The organism is [Clostridium] polysaccharolyticum, from assembly GCF_900111595.1.
Classification (GTDB): domain Bacteria; phylum Bacillota; class Clostridia; order Lachnospirales; family Lachnospiraceae; genus Clostridium_AI; species Clostridium_AI polysaccharolyticum.
This window is the reverse complement of the sequence record NZ_FOHN01000004.1, coordinates 33561-52174: the sequence shown is the minus strand read 5'-3', so window position 1 is coordinate 52174 and position 18614 is coordinate 33561. Positions and strand designations below refer to the sequence as shown.

The window sequence follows — 18614 nt, the reverse complement described above, 5'->3', positions numbered from 1 at the left end:
CCAAATTCTCCATTCTTAATAAAACACCTAAAAAGATTATACTAATTTAAGATTCTTCTGTCAATTTACATTTTTCTACTAAATATTATATTTCATTTTAATTCTTGTCAGCTTTTCTACAAAGGGATTATAGATAATGAATAAAAACAAGTATGTGGAAATTCCATGAATAATATCAAAAGGAATCCCTGCACCATACGTAGCAAACACTCTGCTTCTGGTAATTGTGCCAGGAACCATAATGATCGTTTCAAAGTTCATGATAATGCCATAGATGAAACATGCAGAAAGAATTCCGTATACGCATAACGTCATTCTAGAAAGTTTAAATCTCCTGAATAAATATCCAGCAGCAAAACCTGTGATACCAAAAGCAAACATCTGCCATATGGTCCAAGGTCCTTGTCCAAAGTAAAAATTGGAAACAAAACCCGTTAATGCACCAACCATAAATCCTTCATATGGACCAAGCATTACTGATGACAAAATTACAATCGCCAAAACCGGTTTAAACTGGGGAATCATATAAAAAGCAATCCTGCCTATTGTAGCAATTGCTGCAAGAGATGCAATCAGAACCAATTTGCTGGTATTTGGTTTCTTATTATATTCTAACCCAAATGGCACTAATAACGCAACTAAAATTATAGTACTTGTTAAATAATAATTTTGATTATGCATAAAATGTACATTTACCCAAATTAAAAACGGTATCATACAAAGAACAATTGCACTTTTAACAAACGGAATACCCTTCATATTCCAGTACCTCCTCTTCGCTAATCATTCCATCATAGACTTCCCGACAGATTTTACGGCAAGTCGTTGTAAAAAAATACTGTGGTAAAAAAAAGGAATGACAATCTGTAAATCCAGTTAATACTCCATCAAAAATCATCCCTATTTTCCTTGCATAAGCTGCACAGAAATCCACATCATGAGAAACTAGAATAATCGTCATTCCCTCTGTCTGTAAATGAGTGAGCAGCTGTCCAAGTTTCTTCTTTTTTATTCTATCCAAACCTTTTGTTGGCTCATCTAGCAACAGGATATCTGGCTTTGTCAATAAAACCTTTCCAAGAGCAGTCAATTGCTGCTGTCCACCAGATAAATCATATGGATGCCTATCCAAAAACTCTGTAAGATGCAGTTTTTTCACAATCCAGTCAATATCCTCTCCCATAACAAGCAATTCCTCTTTCACTGTATTCTTGAGAAATAAAGTCTGAGGATTCTGTGGTAATACTGCAATATTTTTAGCAGATGCTTTTTTTACTTTTCCCCGATATGGTCTCTTTATTCCTGCTGCCAATTGCAGGAAAGTAGATTTTCCTTGGCCATTGGCACCAATAATGCCAATAAAATCCCCTTCCTTTATTGTAATAGAAAAATCCCGAAAAATATCTTTTCCTTTTTTCTCATAGCGAAACCATACGTTACAAAACGACAATACATCATCTAAGTACTGATTTTCATTGACTCCTTCCCCTTTATCAGATTTGCTCACCTTTTTCACGTTATCTTCCACAAATTTTTTCGCTTCTCCCACAGTTCTGACAGAAAACTCCTGTTTCAGGTAAATGGGCAGTCTAGTCTGCAAAGGCAAAAGCTCAAATCCTTCCCTTTTTTCAAGAAATAAGTGTTTTGCAACATCACATGGTTTTGCAAAGGAAATAACCTTTCCCTTTTCCAATGCCATACACCGGTCTGCTTTTTCATATGCTTCTTCTAACCTATGTTCCACCATAAATATGGTAGTTCCCAGTTCTCTGTGAATACGCTCTAAAAGATTCATGAAACTTTCCATAGCAATTGGGTCTAGCTGAGAAGTAGGTTCATCCAGCAATAAAAGTTCTGGCTTTGTAATCATTACAGAAGCAAGATTTAACATCTGCTTCTGCCCTCCTGATAACTCTTCAATGGATTTATGAAACCATTCTGTCATGCCAAAAAATACTGCCGTTTCAGCCACCCTGCTTCGGATTTCTGCAGATGGGACTCCTAAATTTTCCAAAGTAAATGCCAGTTCATGCCACACTTTATCTGTCACTATCTGGTTATCTGGATTCTGCGAAACATATCCAATCAGACTAGCTTCCTCACGTTGACTAACAAGTTCCAGATTTCTTCCCTGAAAATAAACGTTTCCAGTTCTTTTGCCTGTCGGACATAAAGAAGGCTTCCATTGTTTTAATAATGTCGACTTTCCACATCCTGTAGGACCAAAAAGCAGTACAAACTCTCCTTTTTCTATCTGAAATGACATCTGGTTTAAACAAACATTTCCGTCTCCATCCCCATCTCCTTCATAGGAAAACGTCAAATCTTCTGCTTCAAGTAAAACCACGTTATTTCCTCCTTTGCATCTACAATTAACGGAATCATTGCATATATCCCAAATACACAATAAAAAAACATTTCCTTAGTACCTTTCAGTTTCCAATGAATTGCTGGATAATAAGAAACCCTAAAGACCTGTTGTAACATTCCTATTACGGTTAAAACCAGTCCTAAAACTTCTGCCATTAACACAAAACAATCAAGCTTCGTAAAGTCTTCTTTAATATAACTAGTTCTTCCTTTGAGCCCATATCCTCTCCCCTTCATAGAATCAGACGTAACCAAGGCATTTTCAAGAGCCCAGGTCATAAGACCCGAGATTAGGGAAATTCCATAATGGATTCTCTGCTTTTTGCTTCCTTGGGTAACATCCTGTCCAATCCCTTTTTGCGCAATTCGCATTTTAATAAGCTGATTCTTATAAAGCGGTACAAAACGAAGTGTCATAGTAAACAGCAATGCACCTGATGGAAAAATCTTCGAAAAAACAGCCATTATTTTATCACTATTCATCACTTTATGAAACACTTGAAAAACAAGAATCATATTATATATCATAACTGCCGCAAGAAATCCATACACCACAGCCTCAAATGTCACAGGCTTTTTTTGAAAATAAAACAGAACCGTGCTGCCATTACGGTTAAAAATTGGATTAATTATGCCGAGCAGGACTACAAATGGCAACATAAGCAGATTCTTTTTCACATCTTGCATTTCACTCAGATACGCTACATATACAAAACATACTAAGACTGAAATACCAAGCAGAACAGGATGCATATAAAACATAGTAACCATCATCATTCCAATGAAGTACACTACATTTGTCATTGGATGCAAACGCATAAACATTGTACATTTCTCCTGTCTCATTTATCCCCTCCAGTTTACATGTAATTTACAGACACAAGTCTAAGACCTCGAGCTGGAACCGTCATGCCTGCCAAAACGCGCTCCCGTTTTTCTAATACCTCCAGCACAGCTTCTGGTTCCTTCTTTTCTAAACCTACTTCTATAAGTGTTCCAGCCATAATTCTAACCATATGATATAAAAATCCACTGCCTGTAAAGCTGATTGCCAGCAATTCTTTTCTTTGCTCAAATGAAATTTTTGTTACAGTTCGAACTGTGCTTTTCTTACTCTTCTTCATAGAACTGAAACCTAGAAAATCATGTGTGCCACATAACAGTTTTGCAGCTTGTTCCATTTTCCTTATATTCAATGGTGATTCTACTGAATACGCATAACGTCTGTAAAATACGTTTTTATTATTACTGTTCCAAATACAGTATTCATAAGTTTTTTCTACTGCACTTTTACGACTGTGAAAATCTATGGAAACCTCATCCACCTCTAAAATACGAATATCTTCTGGCAGAATTCTATTCAAATGCTGCTTTAGCAAGCTGCATTCTACATCTTTTCTGATATAAAAATTTGCCACCTGACATAATGCATGCACTCCAGCATCCGTACGCCCAGACCCTTTTAAATCCACTTTTTCCTGCAAGTACTTCTCTAACTCATCCTCTAACAGTCCTTGTATTGTACAATCTGTATTTCCTTGTTTTTGCCAGCCATTATAGCGTGTACCATCATAGCAGATTCTAAGTCTATAATTATGTTTCATTCTGTTCTTTGCCCATCTCCTTAGCCGTATCCTGTTTCTCCCTGTTACAGTTCTCACCTTCAGGTTCATCCTCTATTTCGCATTGTTTATGATACTCCCTAAGTTTTTTTTCTGCCAGTCTTGGGAAAATAGCATACACAATAGCCGCAAATACAACTACTCCAGCCAGCACTTCTAATTTGCCTGTTACACTGCTGCTGCCTACAAGCCAGATTCTTATTCCATTTATCATTTTATTAAGCCTTTCTTACTATTCTAACTTTACATCCATTTTCGTCAAATAATCATAAAGCCCTTTCATTTCTTCCTGCCAGATACAGAACTTCGGGTTCCTGTTTTCTATATGAAAGCAGAGCCTGTCTAAATCCATCCAGACAAGTTCCTCTATCTCTTCTTCCTGATACTTTACATTATCTAATGCTACTTCCAGATTCAATAGATACACGTAATTCACTTCACGATTTACAAATGGCCTGCCATGAAATACATATTCTCCTTCTACTCTCTGTGAAAACAGAAATGTAATCTGATCCTGTGTTACAGAAAGATTCAGTTCTTCCAAAAGCTCCCTTAGTGCAGTAGATAAAAATGTTTCCCCCTTATCCATATGTCCTGCACAAGATACATCATAACATCCTGGAAATGAATCTTTGTCTTTTTTCCTTTTCTGCAGCAAAACCTCATACTTGCTTTCTGCTTCCTTAGGCTCATCTTTTTTCCTTACGACCCAAATATGGGAACCGCCATGCCAGTCACCATCCTGATGCACAAGATTTCTCTCTTTCACTTTTCCCATTTTCGTTCCATCTGCATTCAGCAATTCAAAGTACTCCACTCTCTATCCCTCTTTCGTCATAATGTAACTTTTTTTCTCAGCAAACTCTTATATAGTAAAAACTAGCCTTTTCCCTAATTATTGTATTATACTTTAAAATCATAAAAATGTACATATTTTAAAATTATTTATTGACATTCTTTGCGTAAATGCTATAATACCTTTAATTGAATAGTATCTTCAGGGCGGGGTGCAATTCCCTACCGGTGGTATAGCCCACGAACCGTAACTGGTATGATTCGGTGAAACTCCGAAGCCGACAGTAAAGTCTGGATGAAAGAAGATTCTTATATGCTGCTATGGAATACATAAATTTACATAAATTTGGGGCTCTGAATATATTATATGGTTCAGGGTTTTTTTAACCATTGCACATGTATATTCAGTTACTTCTGTCTTCTCTCAAAAACACCCTGAATCATTTAGGGTGTTTTTTTAATCCGTATCTTATTTCTGTGCAGATACAATCTGGAATTTCTTACAATCCAGCACCCCCTAAATATGTTATTCATTTTAATTATTTTCATAAAGGAGGATACTTATGACGGATACTGATTACATGCAGCTTGCATTAGAACTCGCCAGAAAAGGAATGGGAAAAACAGCCCCAAACCCCATGGTAGGTGCAGTTATTACAAAACAGGATAAAATAATCGGTTTAGGATATCACAAACAGTATGGAGCTCCCCACGCAGAACGTGATGCCTTTGCTTCCCTATCGGAACCAGCCGAAGGCGCTACCCTATATGTAACTTTAGAACCATGCTGTCATTATGGAAAAACTCCTCCATGTACCGACGCCATTATAGAACATAAGATAAAACGTGTAGTGATTGCGACACTAGATCCTAATCCTCTCGTTAGCGGAAAAGGAATACAGATTTTAAAAGAACACGGAATTTCCGTTACAACTGGTGTATTAGAAGCTGAAGCCTTGGAACTGAATCATGTTTTCTTTCACTATATTACCAGCGGGCTTCCTTATGTAGTCATGAAATATGCTATGTCTGCAGACGGTAAAATTGCAACTCGTACGGGTGCTTCCCAATGGATTACTTCTGAGGAAGCCAGAAACCATGTCCATACATTACGAAACCAGTATACTGGAATCATGGTTGGAATCGGCACTGTAAAAGCAGATGATCCTCTGCTTACTTGCCGCATCCCCAATGGCAATCATCCTGTTCGCATTGTCTGCGATACGAATTGCCAGATTGCTCTTGATTCCAATATTATAAAAACAGCTAAAGATATTCCAACTTATATTGCCTATCATACTTGCCCTTCTGAAAAGAGACAAGCATTAGAACAGGCAGGTGCTATTTTAATCCAGATTCCGCTGGAACAAAAGCATATAGATTTATCCTGTCTATTAAAAGAACTTGGTTCTCTTGGCATAGACAGCATTTTAGCAGAGGGAGGAGGAATTTTAAACGAAAGCTTATTAAAGACAGGACTGGTCAACGCTTTAAAGGTATATGTGGCTCCTAAAATAATTGGTGGTGCCACCAGCAGAACACCTGTGGAAGGCTGCGGTGTGGATACACTAAATCAGGCATATCCATTCACCCATACTTCCACTCAGAAGCTTGGCACCGATATTTTATTAGAATATATTGCACAGAAAAGGTGATGAAATGTTTACAGGAATTATAGAAGAAATTGGAGTTATAAAAGGCATTTGGCAGAACACTGCTTCCGCCCGTTTACATATAGAAGCAAAACAGATAATGAATGATGTCCAGTTAGGTGACAGTATTGCAGTCAATGGAGTATGCCTTACCGTCTGCACCCTGACTCCTTCTTCTTTCGAAGCAGATGTTATGAAAGAAACACTAAACAGAACTTCTCTTGGTTTACTTACACGTGGAAGCAAAGTAAATTTAGAGCGTGCCATGGCAGCTAATGGACGATTTGGCGGCCATATTGTAAGTGGCCATATCGACGGAACAGGGCTTATTACACAATTTCACCAAGAAGGCATAGCCACCGTTGTTACCATACAGACCTCGCCTAAACTCATCCGTTATATTATTGAAAAAGGTTCCATCGCAATAGATGGCACAAGTCTTACCGTTATAAAAGTTGACCAGTTAAATGATACGTTCTGTGTTTCCCTGATTCCTCATACGAAGGAAAATACGACTCTGTTAAGCAGAAACACAGGAGATTTAGTCAACTTGGAAAATGACATTATTGGAAAATATGTAGAGCGTTTTTTGCAGCCTGCAGAGGAAGCCACAACTCACCAGTCAGGCATTACTGCAGAATTTTTAGCAAAACATGGCTTTTAGGAGGGCACCAAAATGAAACTTAACACAATTGAAGAAGCAATAGAAGATTTAAGAAATGGAAAAATAATTCTTGTTACCGATGACGAAGATCGTGAAAATGAGGGAGATTTTATCTGTGCAGCTGAATTTGCCACAACAGAAAATGTAAACTTTATGGCAACATACGGAAAAGGCTTAATATGCATGCCAATGTCACAGGAGCTTGCTTATAAACTTAGCCTGCCTCCTATGACAGCAGAAAACACAGATAATCATGGAACAGCATTTGCTGTTTCCATTGACCACATAGACACTACAACGGGAATTTCTGCGAAAGAACGTAGTTTTACTGCCCAGATGGCTGTTGACGACAATGCCGTACCTCTTGATTTTCGCCGTCCTGGCCACATGTTTCCACTAATTGCAAAGGAATACGGTGTTCTGGAACGTAATGGACATACAGAAGCAACCGTTGATTTAATGAAACTGGCTGGCTTAAAACCTTGTGGCCTATGTTGTGAAATTATGGGTGAGGATGGAACCATGTTGCGTGGCAAAGAATTACTGGAACTTGCCAAAAAACACAGCTTATCCATGATTGCCATTAAAGATCTGCAAAATTACCGTAAGCTTCATGAATCCTTGCTTGAACATGTCTCAGTGGCAAAACTGCCAACCCGTTATGGTGAATTTGACATTCACGGCTATGTAGATAAAGTAACCAAAGAACATCACATTGCACTTACTATGGGAGATTACCAGAAAGAAGACTCCCCACTAGTCCGCATGCATTCTGAATGCCTGACAGGTGATGTATTAGGTTCTTCCAAATGCGACTGTGGCCAGCAGCTAGAGGCATCTTTAAAAAAAATATCCGAAAATGGAAACGGTATTCTGTTGTATCTGCGTCAGGAAGGACGAGGTATTGGCTTAATCAATAAAATACGTGCTTATGCTTTACAAGATAAAGGTCTTGATACAGTAGATGCCAATTTGGAACTAGGATTTAAAGAAGATTCCCGTGATTATTACCAGGCAGCACATATGCTTCGTGATCTAAACATTCATTCCGTAAAACTGCTTACCAATAATCCAGATAAAATCCAGCAGTTAGAACACTATGGAATTGACGTCATCCAACGTATTCCTTTACAGATAAAGCCCAATAAATATGATGCGTTTTATTTAAAGATAAAGAAAGACCGAATGGGACATTTGCTAGATTTAGATGCTTAGAAAACTGCATGAATTTCATGTAACAATACATAGATTATGAAACTTTAAATGAATTATGAAAGGAAGAATAGTATGAAAACATTAGAAGGAAAATTAGTTGCAGAAGGCATGAAAGTTGGGATTATCGCATCCCGTTTTAATGAATTTATCGTTTCCAAACTAGTTAGCGGAGCTGTTGACGGTCTTGTAAGACATAACGTAAATGAAGATGACATTTCCATTGCCTGGGTTCCTGGAGCTTTTGAAATTCCTGTTATTGCCGATAAAATGGCCAAATCCGGTAAATATGACGCTGTAATCTGTGTTGGAGCTGTTATCCGCGGTGCTACCTCTCACTACGATTATGTATGCAGCGAAGTATCAAAAGGCATTGCACAGGCTTCTATGAACTCGGGAATTCCTGTATTATTCGGTATCCTGACTACGGATTCCATTGAACAGGCAATTGAAAGAGCTGGTACTAAAGCTGGAAATAAAGGTTATGACTGTGCTTTATCAGCAATTGAAATGGTAAATCTGATGAAGCAGCTGTAGGAAATAAGTAAAGATATACAAAGATTATTCCAGAAATAATTAATATTTTTTCACTAATTTTAGCTAAGGATATTGAACTATCAAAAAGCATATGTTATAATAGTTTTGTAGAACCATTTCATTATATACAAAAAATGTCTTAACAAATACGTCAATTCGTCTTGTTAAGACATTTTTTGTGCATATCATCTGTTTTTTACATTTGCTGAAGCTAATCCAATTACGAAATTTCTTTCATAATCTCATCCAGAATAACATTTGCAATCGCATCCTTACTCCTGATAGAAACCGGCTTTTGCCCCTGTTCTGTTATAATCGTCACAATGTTCGTATCTCCTTGGAAACCAGCACCTTCCTGACTGATGCTGTTTGCCACGATCATATCCACATTCTTACGCTTTCTCTTTTCTTCTGCCCGTTCCAGCAGTTTTTCTGTTTCCATTGCAAAACCACAGATAAACTGTCCTGTCTTCTTGTGATTACCAAGGTATTGTAAAATATCATCGGTACGTTCTAATTTCAGTTTCATGGAACCTTCTGATTTCTTCATTTTCTGTTCTTCTGCTTTGACTGGCCTGTAATCTGCAACCGCTGCTGCCTTAATTATTATATCCTGATCGTCCGCACAAGAAACCACTGCATCAAACATCTCTTTTGCACTGACTACGTTAATGCAGTTCACTCCTAAAGGGACGTCCAGATTGGTTTTTCCAGAAACCAGCGTAACCTCAGCACCACGGTTTCTTGCCGCTTTGGCTATGGCATATCCCATTTTGCCAGAAGAATGGTTGCTGATAAAACGTACAGGATCAATTGCTTCCCTGGTCGGTCCTGCTGTTACCAGTACCTTTTTCCCTGCCAATGATTTTTCTTTAACCAATGCCCATTCTATATATTCGATTAATGTCTCCTCTTTTGCAAGTTTTCCATTTCCTGTATCGCCACATGCAAGACGGCCCGCATCTGGAGCAATTATAGTCATTCCATGCTGTTTCAAGTATTGAATGTTCTCTTGCACAATAGCATTTTCAAACATATTTGTGTTCATGGCAGGTGCCACAAGAACAGGTGCTTTACATGCTAATACAGTAGTAGTCAGCATATCATCTGCGATTCCATGAGCCATTTTTCCAATGACATTGGCACTGGCAGGTGCCACTAACATAACATCTGCCTGTTTTGCAAGGGAAACATGAGCTACATGAAACTGAAAATTCCGGTCAAATGTTTCCACTAGACACTTATGGCTGGTTAATGTTTCAAATGTAATGGGATGAATGAATTTAGTAGCATTTTCTGTCATAATCACATGTACATCTGCACCACGCTTTATTAAAGCACTTGCCACATTGGCCATCTTATAAGCGGCGATGCTGCCTGTGATTCCTAAAACGACTGTCTTTCCCTGCATTCTTAGCCCTCCAGAACTGCACCGTAAGCACCATGTTTTTCATAAGCTGTAACGGCACCAATTTTATTGCCATCCTCTAAAAACACAACCTTTGGCTTATGATTTGCTACTTCCTCATCTTCAAGTTCAGCGTAAGCCATAATAATGATTTTATCACCAGTCTGAACACATCTGGCAGCTGCACCATTCAGGCAGATAATGCCGCTTCCCGGCTCTCCTGCAATTGTATAGGTTTCAAAACGATTTCCGTTATTTATATCTACAATAGCAACTTTTTCATATTCGTAAATACCAGAAGCTTCTAACAAATCACGATCCACTGTAATGCTTCCTACATAATTTAAATCTGCCTCTGTTACAGTAGCTCTATGTATCTTTCCTTTTAACATCGTGACACGCATTACTGTTCACCCCCTAAAATCATCCGGTTATCAATAAGACGAGTTTTTCCTATATAAACTGCCATAGCAACCAATGTAGACTCAGAAAGTTCTTCCACTGGCTTCATTGTCAATACATTAACGGCTTCTACATAATCTATTCTTGCAAGTGGTTCTGCCTCAATATTTTTCTTTAAGGCATTCAGAAGCGATTTGGCATCATAACCGCCTTCTTTCGCCATTTTTTCCGCAAGATCCAGTGTCTGGCTAAGAATTAATGCGGCTTTTCGTTCTTCTGCTGATAAATAAGTGTTTCTTGAACTCATTGCAAGTCCGTCAGCTTCACGGATAATCGGGCATCCGATTACCTTTACGTTCATATTTAAATCCAAAACCATCCGTTTGATAATAGCAAGCTGCTGTGCGTCTTTTTGTCCGAAATAAGCTCTGTCTGGTGTAACAATGTTAAATAACTTGCTGACTACGGTGCATACTCCCTGGAAATGACAAGGCCTGCTCTTGCCACATAATTCTTCTGTTAAAACATTCATGCCTACAAAAGAACAGAATCCATCTTTATACATTTCTTCTTTTTCAGGTGCAAAAACCAGATCCACCCCTGCTGCTTCACAAACAGCTCTATCATGTTCTAAATCTCTTGGATAGGTTGCAAAATCTTCATTTGGTCCAAACTGAATAGGATTTACAAAAATGCTGACTACTACCTTATCATTTTCTTTTCTGGCTTTGTCCATTAAGCTCTTATGGCCGTTATGCAAAAATCCCATTGTTGGCACAAGGGCGATATCCTGTCCTTCTGCCCTCCAGACCTGTACTGCATCTTTTACTTCCTGAATTGTCTTTACTACTTTCATAATTTCCTCCAAATGTAATGTGCCAGCCTATTTATTCTCTCCGACACATTTTAAAATTTCTTCATCTATGTGAAAACAGTGTTCTTCTGCTGGAAATACGCCTTTCGCAACTTCCTGGCAGTAATTCCTAAACGCCTGTTTCATAATTTCTCCTACCTTTTCAAATCTCTTCGCAAACTTTGGCTGCATGTCTCCATACATCCCAAGCATATCCTGATATACCAAAACCTGTCCGTCACAGTCTGGTCCCGCACCAATTCCGATAGTTGGGACAGATACTTCCTCTGTTATGATTCCTGCTAATTTATCAGGAACACACTCTAGCACAATGGCAAATGCACCTGCTGCTTCCACTCTCTTAGCATCTTCAATTAAAGTGCGTGCTGCATCTAAGCTCTTTCCCTGAACCTTATAACCGCCAAATTCATTCACGGATTGCGGAGTTAATCCTAAATGGGCTACTACTGGAATAGATGCCTCTGTAATCGCTTTAATATGTGGACATACCCGTTCCCCACCTTCTAATTTTACTGCATGGGCACCACCTTCTTTTACAAGGCGTCCCGCATTTACTACGGCATCATAAACGGATGTTTGATAAGACATAAACGGCATATCGACAACTACCATGGATTCTTTGGCCCCTCTGGCTACGGCTCTGCCATGATGAATCATGTCTTCCATAGTTACCTGCAATGTATTTTCGTATCCAAGCATAGTCATTCCTAAGGAATCTCCAACTAAAATCATATGTACACCTGCCTGGTCTACAAGCTTTGCAGTAGTATAGTCATATGCTGTCAGCATAGAAATTTTCTGATGATTATCCTTCATTTTCTGAAGTGTTGTTACGGTCTGTTTCATTGTTCACTCCTCCAATTCTTTGTATAAAAGCATGTTTTTTCTTATAAATTGCATGTCTCTTTACTTTTTCTCTGGAAAAAGTGGATGATGTATGTAATTTTATTTTCCGGTACAGTTTTCTGCTCGAAATACCATCCGTTATTACTATATAATTGTTTTATGCAAATGTAAAGAGTTAATTGTGATTTTTTTCACATTCAATAGAGTTTCCTTGAAAATCATTAAACCAGGCCCGTTCTCCGTATGGTTTCTTTAATACTTTTTTCACAGATTCCGCAGCTTTTCCAACAGGCAGGAAACAGACTAATTCGTATTCTTCTGGCACATGTAAAATATCTGCCATTTTCCGGCCAATTCTATCTGTATCCGTTATGTGTCCTTCTATCCAGCAGCTTTTATAGCCTAATTCTACAATAGCTAAAAGCATGTTCTCTATGGCAGCAGAGTAATCTTGCACATGATAGCATTTGTCACGGTATGCGTATATTTTCTGAGTCAGGACGCAAATCATAGCTGGTGCTGTTTCTCCTACAGGCGGGTCAATAACTGCATGAAGTTTATCAAGAACTTCTTTATCATCCACAGCAATGAAACTTGTAGTCTGCCTGTTGCAGCCACTTGGAGCATCTAGGCCTGCTGTTAAGATTTTTTCAAGATCCTCACGTGGCACTTTGTCTGGTTTATATTTACCGCGGTAACTGGTACGGGTGGTAATGGCAGTTAAGGTATTCATAGACTTTCTCCCCTTTCTAACTTTAAAATACCAATCTGTACTTTTCCTTTGCTTGCATATTGCAGTGCTGTTCCCTCTCTCATAGCATCCATTCCAAGTGCCACGCAGTACACAAGGTTTTTGTCACCTATTCGCTCTGCAATCATTTCTTCACTGGAAATGCCATTCGATACAGAAATAATTATAGTATTCTCATCCAAAATGGGTTTCATCATTTCCAAGGCAGCCGTTAAACCGTTGTATTTAGTTGCTATAATGACAAAGCTTACGTTTTCCATTCCTATTTTGTTCTGGATATGATTACCGTACATAATTCCCAGTGCACCCATCCCTACGATTGATAATGTTTTAATTCTCATAACGGTCTCCGTTTCTTGATTTGTAATATATCTATAATTATCTAATGCAATCAATTAATATTTAATGTCATATTGATCAAATATATACAATTGATTTGATTCTAGCATCTTTTCAAAATACTTCTCCTTAACAGAGAAAAGAAAATCTTCTATCGCATCATTATGATTATGAAGAAACCATTTTATGTGATTTTCTATATATTCCATTCTAATTTGCGGATCATTCAAATCATTAGGAATTCGAGCCATTCTTTCATCCATCGAATCAAACCCTTTAAATTTTTCCTCTAATCTTTTTTTAGACATTTCAATATACTCAGAATTAATATCTATGCCAATCCCATTTCTTTCTGTATTTTGGCAAACACGTAGTAATGTACCAGAACCTAAAAACGGATCTAAAACGGTATCTCCTTTATTACTACTTGCTAATATCATTCGTTCATACAATGCTTCTGGCTTTTGTGTAGGATGCTTTTTTCTATTTCTATTACAATAATGCATATGCGAAAATTCCCATACATTTCCTGGATTTGCACCTCTCATATTATTTACTGAACGATAGTATTTTTGTGGTACTCTAATGTCGTCAAGATTGAATGTAAACTTTTTAGAATTTTTGTTGAACAAAAGGATATCATCATGTCTTGGACTAAATCCCTTTGTTTTTCCAATACCTTGCGTATAATACCATGTAATCCAACTATTAAAAGTAAATCCTAATTCCTTTTCCAAAATACCATAAACATAAGATATATATCTCATACCCATAAATACATATATTGATCCACTTTTTTTCAAAACTCTTTTTGCTTCTGATAACCATTCTCTTGTAAATAGAAGATAATCATCAAATTCCAGATTATCCTTTGTTTTTCCATAATCTTCATTTAAATTATATGGCGGATCTGTAACTATCAAATCAATGCTTTCTGTTGGTATTTTTTTCAATTCTTCAAGTGCATCTCCACAAATTGCTTCTAATTTTTGATCCATTTATTCTTAACTGCCTCTCGATAAAAATCTTCAATTGTTCTTCTACTGCTTTTTAAATATTTGCTATCAAGCAATTGGCACATTTCCCATGTAGTTCTATACTGGTATGACACATAATGGATATCTTTAATTTGTATTTGTCCTGTTCCCAATGCTGGATTATAATTTATATCATTATCAGAGATATACTTTAAATCATATTCATTATGATCGACTATCTGCATAATTCCATCCATTAATCCTGTTTTTCTATTTCTCTCATTATATACTTTATATTTAATAGATAAAATAATAAACAGAAAATCTGGATCTTCTACATACGCTGTCCTAATTCTTGAGAATGAAGTAATATTAGGTCCTTTACCAGAATTTTTAATATCATTGGCCGTAGCCTTAACATCTACATTTCCTGTAAGTATATTCTTCTTTTTTCTGAATTGAAGAATAATATCCGCCATTCCAAGACGTTCTTGAGCTTCTACATTTATCAGATTATATCTAAAATTATTTATAACTCATTATACACTTAAAGTCTAACGTAATAGCATCTGTTTATAATAAAGCACTTATTACATAAGAAAAGAACGAAGCTCAACCTGCCGACGACCCTCGTTCTTAAAACAGCACTCACTTTGTAACCCAAAATAAAAAACATTCACTTTAGAAAAACCGATGTACGCCAATACACCGGTTCTTCTATTTCATATTATATCACATAGTACATAATATGTAACCCTAAAGTTCATTTATTTTCTTATCTATTTCCTTACTGTTCTACTCCACTAACTAACACACCATCATAATACACACAGATTGTGTCTCCACCAGCGTAAGAATAATCATTTGTCTGGTCAAAGGCACTCCAGTTATCATTTGCTATACGTGCATCGATTGCAATGTTCTTTCCAGCAGGAAGTTTTGTATCTAAACCAGCAAAGGAAATGTCACAATAGCTATCGTTGCCGCTAACAGTTTCAAATGTACTTGTTACATTCTTAGTCGCATCTACATACCAAGGTGCACTGTCAAGCTGCATTCCGGCACTGTCTACATAAAGAACCTGAGATACATCTGCTTCTTTTGTGTAATAATAACGAATTGTAACTTTTGATAAATCAATATCTTTGTTACTAGAATTTGTTAATGTATATCTTCTCTGGATTGTAGTTTCTTTTGCTACACCCTTACCTGTTACATCCAGAGCAAGTGCTGGCACACTATCTGGATTTACAGGCTGTTTTACAGTAATTGTTACAGGTTCACAGCTTACTGATTTACCAGATGCCAGAGTAGCTTTGGCTGTAATCACAACTTTAGAAGTACCATTTCCACTTTGTGCATAACCTTCTGGCACTGTGTAAACCACTTTTGCACCGTCTGCATCGCCCTTGCCAATTAAAGTTCCATCTGCATATACACTAATAGAAGAAATCGTTTCATCTCCAACTGGCGTTACTACGATTGTAGCACTGGCATTTCCTTTGGCAGTATCCAAAACCGTACCTTCTTTTGGACTTGTAATTGCAATAACAGGAGCCTGTTTTTTCACAAAACGGGCAATGACCTTATAAGATTTACTTGTTACCTCTGCACCACTATTGGTAATAGCTTTAGCAGTTACAACCAAATCTTTTGTTTCTTCCCCGCCAGTCTGTACTGGTTTATATGTAACAGAATAAGGAGCTTTTGCAGCAGTTCCTACTTTTTCATCATTTACATAAAACTCAACTTTAGCAACATTTTCACTATTCTGCACAACGGCATTTAAAGTAACTGGCGTAATTCCAGCTGTGAAATCTAACTCATCACCAGCTTGTGTACCAGCAACACTTGCTTCTGCCACTGGCCTTACTTCACCACGAACAGGTTCTGTACCCCAGACTAATTTATCGCCTTCGTATAAAGTAATTTTATCCGTACGTGCAAACTCATCCCCAATGCCTTCCCTGCTGTAGTCGTTTGTTGGATCCCAGTTTGGTTTCCAGTTAGAATCAAGGTTTGGCACTAATGCAAAATGAAGTTCACGGTCACCATGGAATCCATCTCCTGTCCAGTCTAACTCTACATAATAAATGTTATTTTCTTCATCCCATGCAAATGGCCCATTTATCTTAGTTGCTTTCTGATCCGCAATTAAGGCTTCATCATACATAACAGCTAATTTTAAGTCTTTGATACTCTGTCCTTTTTCTACCATTTCGGAAATGTCGAAGAAATATCTGGCTTTTAAATTATCTACACGACGTGGATAGCAAGCAGTATCATTGGTAATACGAATTGTTAATTGTGTTCTTTCCTTATTTTCCTGCTCCATCTTGCCTTCTACAAAGAAAGCATGCTCGTCGTTGTCCTGTGGAAGTTCTTTCAACGTTTCCTGGCCTTCTCCGTATTGTTCATAAATACCTGCTAAAGCTCCAACAAATCCAGCATTATAATCAATAGCAACCTCATTATATACATAGTTTGTTCTATCATCTTCATGATAATCATCAAAATCAGGACCACCAACCAAAGCACCCCATAAGGTGTGTTTTGCATCCACTGGATCTTCCATGCTGTTGGTTAAAGAAGCATGTGAAGCTCTATGGTGAGGTTCGACAGCAGAATTCTCTGCGTAACCTACTTCATAACAGCGGTGCATCGGATTATCACCTAAAATGTAATCCATCTGGCTCTTAGCCCAGTCTACAAATTCAGGCTTTTTGTCGTATTTGTTATAAACTAATGCACACATCTGGGCTGCTGCATTGTAACGTGCAGAACCCCATGTGGAGATTACGCTGAAACCAGCTGGTGTTTTTTCTAAGTAAGTTGTATCTGCAGGATTTTCATGTTTTACTCCTGACCAGTATTCAATGTTCCATCTGAAAATATACCAGTGAAGCGGGTCATTGGTAACAGGTGCTAATTTAGCAAATACACCGCCCCATACAGTATCCCATGAATGTACCCAGATATTCTGCCATGTACTAGAAGTTGTCTTAATAATCTGTTTCATGTAACCTGTATAATTGCCTTGTTCATCAATATGACAGATATCATCTATATATGTTTCTTTTCCTGTACAGATATTTAACCATACGGCTGCCCAGGACATTTCATCATCATCATAACTGGAATTGTAGAAACCACCTGAGAATCCACATCCTCTGTTTGCTACTGCAAAATCGTATAATGCGATTGCTGTATCTAAACATGTTTGTGCATATTCTGGGTCAGATTCCTTGAAGTTCAGGTAACTAGTTGCTAATGCTGCCGCAGCTCCTGCACACTGATCACTAGCTGGTTCTTCGCTTGTTGCAAACCAGACTGGCCTAGCAGTTGTCTGTAACTCTGGTGCTCCCCAGTAGTTATGGTCCGTCGAACCATCTCCCACCTGATAGCAGAATGCAACAACCTCCCCGTTTTTATCACGAAATGTACTTCTTAAAAAGTAATCTGTAAAATGTCTTAAAATAGATTCTATATGCTCTTGTTCGCCTGTTTTTACATAGGAATCTTTGAACTCATAGTAGCTCCACCCCAATGTAGAAGCAGAATAACTTTGTGGAAGGCCGAATTTTACATGATCACCTGCATCATGAAATCCCCCTTGCAGATCCACTGTTCCATCACCATCCGGATCCAGTACACCTTTGTTGGCATCAATAAAGCTTTGTGACATGTTCGTACCGATTCCTTCTTCTGTTTTTGGAATCAAAGGCACCTGTGCATCTTCCATATGGCAGTCTCCCCTATAACTTAATCTGCCATCCTGTATACCACACATATTCGCATCATAGAAATATAGAGATTTCTGAAATGCCTGTGCATAGTTGTAGCTGCTTTCCCTTTTCTCTGAAACATTTTCTTTGGCAGCCTTAGCAGGTACTGGTGTTAAAATCATAGAAAATGCCAATACACTGGCTATGCTTCTTTTTAACCACTTACTTCGCATCTTATCCCTCCTAATAAGTAAATATTTTATACTAATAGTTGCCTACCATACATGTTAGTATAACAGGAATTTCCAGCACAACAAGGATTTTTGCTTAGCATGTAGTTTTTTTTGAGGTAACTTGTTATTTGTTCCTAGCTGATAGAGCCTGCAGAATACTTTGAAATGTATCACAATAATCTTTATCTGAGTAACATATGCCCTGCT

The 18614-nt window shown here is 37.7% G+C and carries 19 protein-coding genes and 1 riboswitch; of the genes, 4 read left to right on the top strand and 15 right to left on the bottom strand.

The genetic code is table 11. The annotated features are described in order from the left end of the window. Positions 1–78: 78 nt before the first annotated feature. Genes BMY85_RS03535 through BMY85_RS03510 form a run of 6 tightly spaced genes read right to left on the bottom strand, consistent with a single transcriptional unit; the run spans position 79 to position 4809 of the window. Entirely contained in the window at positions 79–759 is a 681-nt protein-coding gene (locus BMY85_RS03535; RefSeq protein WP_092476538.1) for an ECF transporter S component, read from the bottom strand. Continuing rightward, on the bottom strand, positions 737–2347 hold the full coding sequence (locus BMY85_RS03530) for an ABC transporter ATP-binding protein (protein WP_092476536.1): 1611 nt from the start codon (positions 2345–2347) through the stop codon (positions 737–739). Before BMY85_RS03530 ends, BMY85_RS03535 begins: the two co-directional genes overlap by 23 nt. Beyond that, a complete protein-coding gene (locus BMY85_RS03525; protein ID WP_092476533.1) occupies positions 2320–3216 on the bottom strand; it encodes an energy-coupling factor transporter transmembrane component T in 897 nt (298 codons plus the stop codon). The genes BMY85_RS03530 and BMY85_RS03525 overlap by 28 nt, the downstream gene beginning before the upstream one ends. 14 nt (positions 3217–3230) lie before the next feature. Next, entirely contained in the window at positions 3231–3974 is a 744-nt protein-coding gene (gene truA / locus BMY85_RS03520; protein ID WP_092476531.1) for a tRNA pseudouridine(38-40) synthase TruA, read from the bottom strand. Beyond that, positions 3964–4206, bottom strand: a complete 243-nt coding sequence (locus BMY85_RS03515; protein ID WP_092476528.1) for a hypothetical protein — start codon at positions 4204–4206, stop codon at positions 3964–3966. Before BMY85_RS03515 ends, truA begins: the two co-directional genes overlap by 11 nt. Before the next feature lie 18 nt (positions 4207–4224). Then, a complete protein-coding gene (locus BMY85_RS03510; RefSeq protein ID WP_092476526.1) occupies positions 4225–4809 on the bottom strand; it encodes an NUDIX hydrolase in 585 nt (194 codons plus the stop codon). A gap of 172 nt (positions 4810–4981) precedes the next feature. Beyond that, positions 4982–5098: riboswitch (FMN riboswitch) on the top strand. A 252-nt stretch (positions 5099–5350) separates the two neighbouring features. Between BMY85_RS03510 and ribD the strand changes: the two genes are divergently transcribed. The 4 genes from ribD to ribH all read left to right on the top strand — a co-directional run bounded on the left by ribD (position 5351) and on the right by ribH (position 8852). Continuing rightward, positions 5351–6442 carry a bifunctional diaminohydroxyphosphoribosylaminopyrimidine deaminase/5-amino-6-(5-phosphoribosylamino)uracil reductase RibD gene (gene ribD / locus BMY85_RS03505; RefSeq protein WP_092476525.1) on the top strand — a complete coding sequence of 364 codons (1092 nt, stop codon included), beginning with the start codon at positions 5351–5353 and terminating at the stop codon, positions 6440–6442. Between the two features lie 4 nt (positions 6443–6446). Continuing rightward, on the top strand, positions 6447–7103 hold the full coding sequence (locus tag BMY85_RS03500; protein ID WP_092476522.1) for a riboflavin synthase: 657 nt from the start codon (positions 6447–6449) through the stop codon (positions 7101–7103). 12 nt (positions 7104–7115) lie between these two features. Then, entirely contained in the window at positions 7116–8318 is a 1203-nt protein-coding gene (locus BMY85_RS03495; protein ID WP_092476520.1) for a bifunctional 3,4-dihydroxy-2-butanone-4-phosphate synthase/GTP cyclohydrolase II, read from the top strand. 72 nt (positions 8319–8390) lie between these two features. Beyond that, positions 8391–8852 carry a 6,7-dimethyl-8-ribityllumazine synthase gene (gene ribH / locus BMY85_RS03490; protein ID WP_092476517.1) on the top strand — a complete coding sequence of 154 codons (462 nt, stop codon included), beginning with the start codon at positions 8391–8393 and terminating at the stop codon, positions 8850–8852. A gap of 220 nt (positions 8853–9072) precedes the next feature. Here ribH and coaBC read toward each other — a convergent pair whose 3' ends face one another. The 9 genes from coaBC to BMY85_RS03445 form a co-directional block, all read right to left on the bottom strand. After that, positions 9073–10263 carry a bifunctional phosphopantothenoylcysteine decarboxylase/phosphopantothenate--cysteine ligase CoaBC gene (gene coaBC / locus BMY85_RS03485; RefSeq protein ID WP_092476516.1) on the bottom strand — a complete coding sequence of 397 codons (1191 nt, stop codon included), beginning with the start codon at positions 10261–10263 and terminating at the stop codon, positions 9073–9075. 2 nt (positions 10264–10265) lie between these two features. Then, positions 10266–10664 (bottom strand): aspartate 1-decarboxylase, encoded by a 399-nt coding sequence (gene panD, locus BMY85_RS03480; RefSeq protein ID WP_092476514.1) that lies wholly within the window; start codon positions 10662–10664, stop codon positions 10266–10268. Beyond that, positions 10664–11518 (bottom strand): pantoate--beta-alanine ligase, encoded by an 855-nt coding sequence (gene panC / locus BMY85_RS03475; RefSeq protein ID WP_092476512.1) that lies wholly within the window; start codon positions 11516–11518, stop codon positions 10664–10666. The genes panD and panC overlap by 1 nt, the downstream gene beginning before the upstream one ends. A 27-nt stretch (positions 11519–11545) precedes the next feature. Further along, positions 11546–12382, bottom strand: coding sequence for a 3-methyl-2-oxobutanoate hydroxymethyltransferase (gene panB, locus BMY85_RS03470; protein ID WP_092476510.1), 837 nt, complete (start codon positions 12380–12382; stop codon positions 11546–11548). A 175-nt stretch (positions 12383–12557) separates the two neighbouring features. Next, positions 12558–13115, bottom strand: a complete 558-nt coding sequence (locus tag BMY85_RS03465) for a nitroreductase family protein (protein ID WP_092476508.1) — start codon at positions 13113–13115, stop codon at positions 12558–12560. Then, positions 13112–13474 (bottom strand): ketopantoate reductase family protein, encoded by a 363-nt coding sequence (locus BMY85_RS03460; RefSeq protein ID WP_092476507.1) that lies wholly within the window; start codon positions 13472–13474, stop codon positions 13112–13114. The genes BMY85_RS03465 and BMY85_RS03460 overlap by 4 nt, the downstream gene beginning before the upstream one ends. A 54-nt stretch (positions 13475–13528) precedes the next feature. Further along, positions 13529–14470 (bottom strand): DNA-methyltransferase, encoded by a 942-nt coding sequence (locus BMY85_RS03455; protein WP_092476505.1) that lies wholly within the window; start codon positions 14468–14470, stop codon positions 13529–13531. After that, positions 14455–14928: a hypothetical protein gene (locus tag BMY85_RS03450; protein ID WP_207646529.1), complete on the bottom strand. Its 474-nt coding sequence runs from the start codon at positions 14926–14928 to the stop codon at positions 14455–14457. Before BMY85_RS03450 ends, BMY85_RS03455 begins: the two co-directional genes overlap by 16 nt. A gap of 308 nt (positions 14929–15236) precedes the next feature. After that, on the bottom strand, positions 15237–18407 hold the full coding sequence (locus BMY85_RS03445; protein ID WP_177180605.1) for a glycoside hydrolase family 9 protein: 3171 nt from the start codon (positions 18405–18407) through the stop codon (positions 15237–15239). Between the last annotated feature and the right edge of the window lie 207 nt (positions 18408–18614).

Coding starts and splice junctions, on each gene's coding strand:
- BMY85_RS03535 (WP_092476538.1), bottom strand. CDS start 759: ATGAAGGGTATTCCGTTTGTTAAAAGTGCAATTGTTCTTTGTATGATA.
- BMY85_RS03525 (WP_092476533.1), bottom strand. CDS start 3,216: ATGAGACAGGAGAAATGTACAATGTTTATGCGTTTGCATCCAATGACA.
- truA (WP_092476531.1), bottom strand. CDS start 3,974: ATGAAACATAATTATAGACTTAGAATCTGCTATGATGGTACACGCTAT.
- BMY85_RS03515 (WP_092476528.1), bottom strand. CDS start 4,206: ATGATAAATGGAATAAGAATCTGGCTTGTAGGCAGCAGCAGTGTAACA.
- ribD (WP_092476525.1), top strand. CDS start 5,351: ATGACGGATACTGATTACATGCAGCTTGCATTAGAACTCGCCAGAAAA.
- BMY85_RS03500 (WP_092476522.1), top strand. CDS start 6,447: ATGTTTACAGGAATTATAGAAGAAATTGGAGTTATAAAAGGCATTTGG.
- BMY85_RS03495 (WP_092476520.1), top strand. CDS start 7,116: ATGAAACTTAACACAATTGAAGAAGCAATAGAAGATTTAAGAAATGGA.
- ribH (WP_092476517.1), top strand. CDS start 8,391: ATGAAAACATTAGAAGGAAAATTAGTTGCAGAAGGCATGAAAGTTGGG.
- coaBC (WP_092476516.1), bottom strand. CDS start 10,263: ATGCAGGGAAAGACAGTCGTTTTAGGAATCACAGGCAGCATCGCCGCT.
- panD (WP_092476514.1), bottom strand. CDS start 10,664: ATGCGTGTCACGATGTTAAAAGGAAAGATACATAGAGCTACTGTAACA.
- panC (WP_092476512.1), bottom strand. CDS start 11,518: ATGAAAGTAGTAAAGACAATTCAGGAAGTAAAAGATGCAGTACAGGTC.
- panB (WP_092476510.1), bottom strand. CDS start 12,382: ATGAAACAGACCGTAACAACACTTCAGAAAATGAAGGATAATCATCAG.
- BMY85_RS03465 (WP_092476508.1), bottom strand. CDS start 13,115: ATGAATACCTTAACTGCCATTACCACCCGTACCAGTTACCGCGGTAAA.
- BMY85_RS03460 (WP_092476507.1), bottom strand. CDS start 13,474: ATGAGAATTAAAACATTATCAATCGTAGGGATGGGTGCACTGGGAATT.
- BMY85_RS03455 (WP_092476505.1), bottom strand. CDS start 14,470: ATGGATCAAAAATTAGAAGCAATTTGTGGAGATGCACTTGAAGAATTG.
- BMY85_RS03450 (WP_207646529.1), bottom strand. CDS start 14,928: ATGGCGGATATTATTCTTCAATTCAGAAAAAAGAAGAATATACTTACA.
- BMY85_RS03445 (WP_177180605.1), bottom strand. CDS start 18,407: ATGCGAAGTAAGTGGTTAAAAAGAAGCATAGCCAGTGTATTGGCATTT.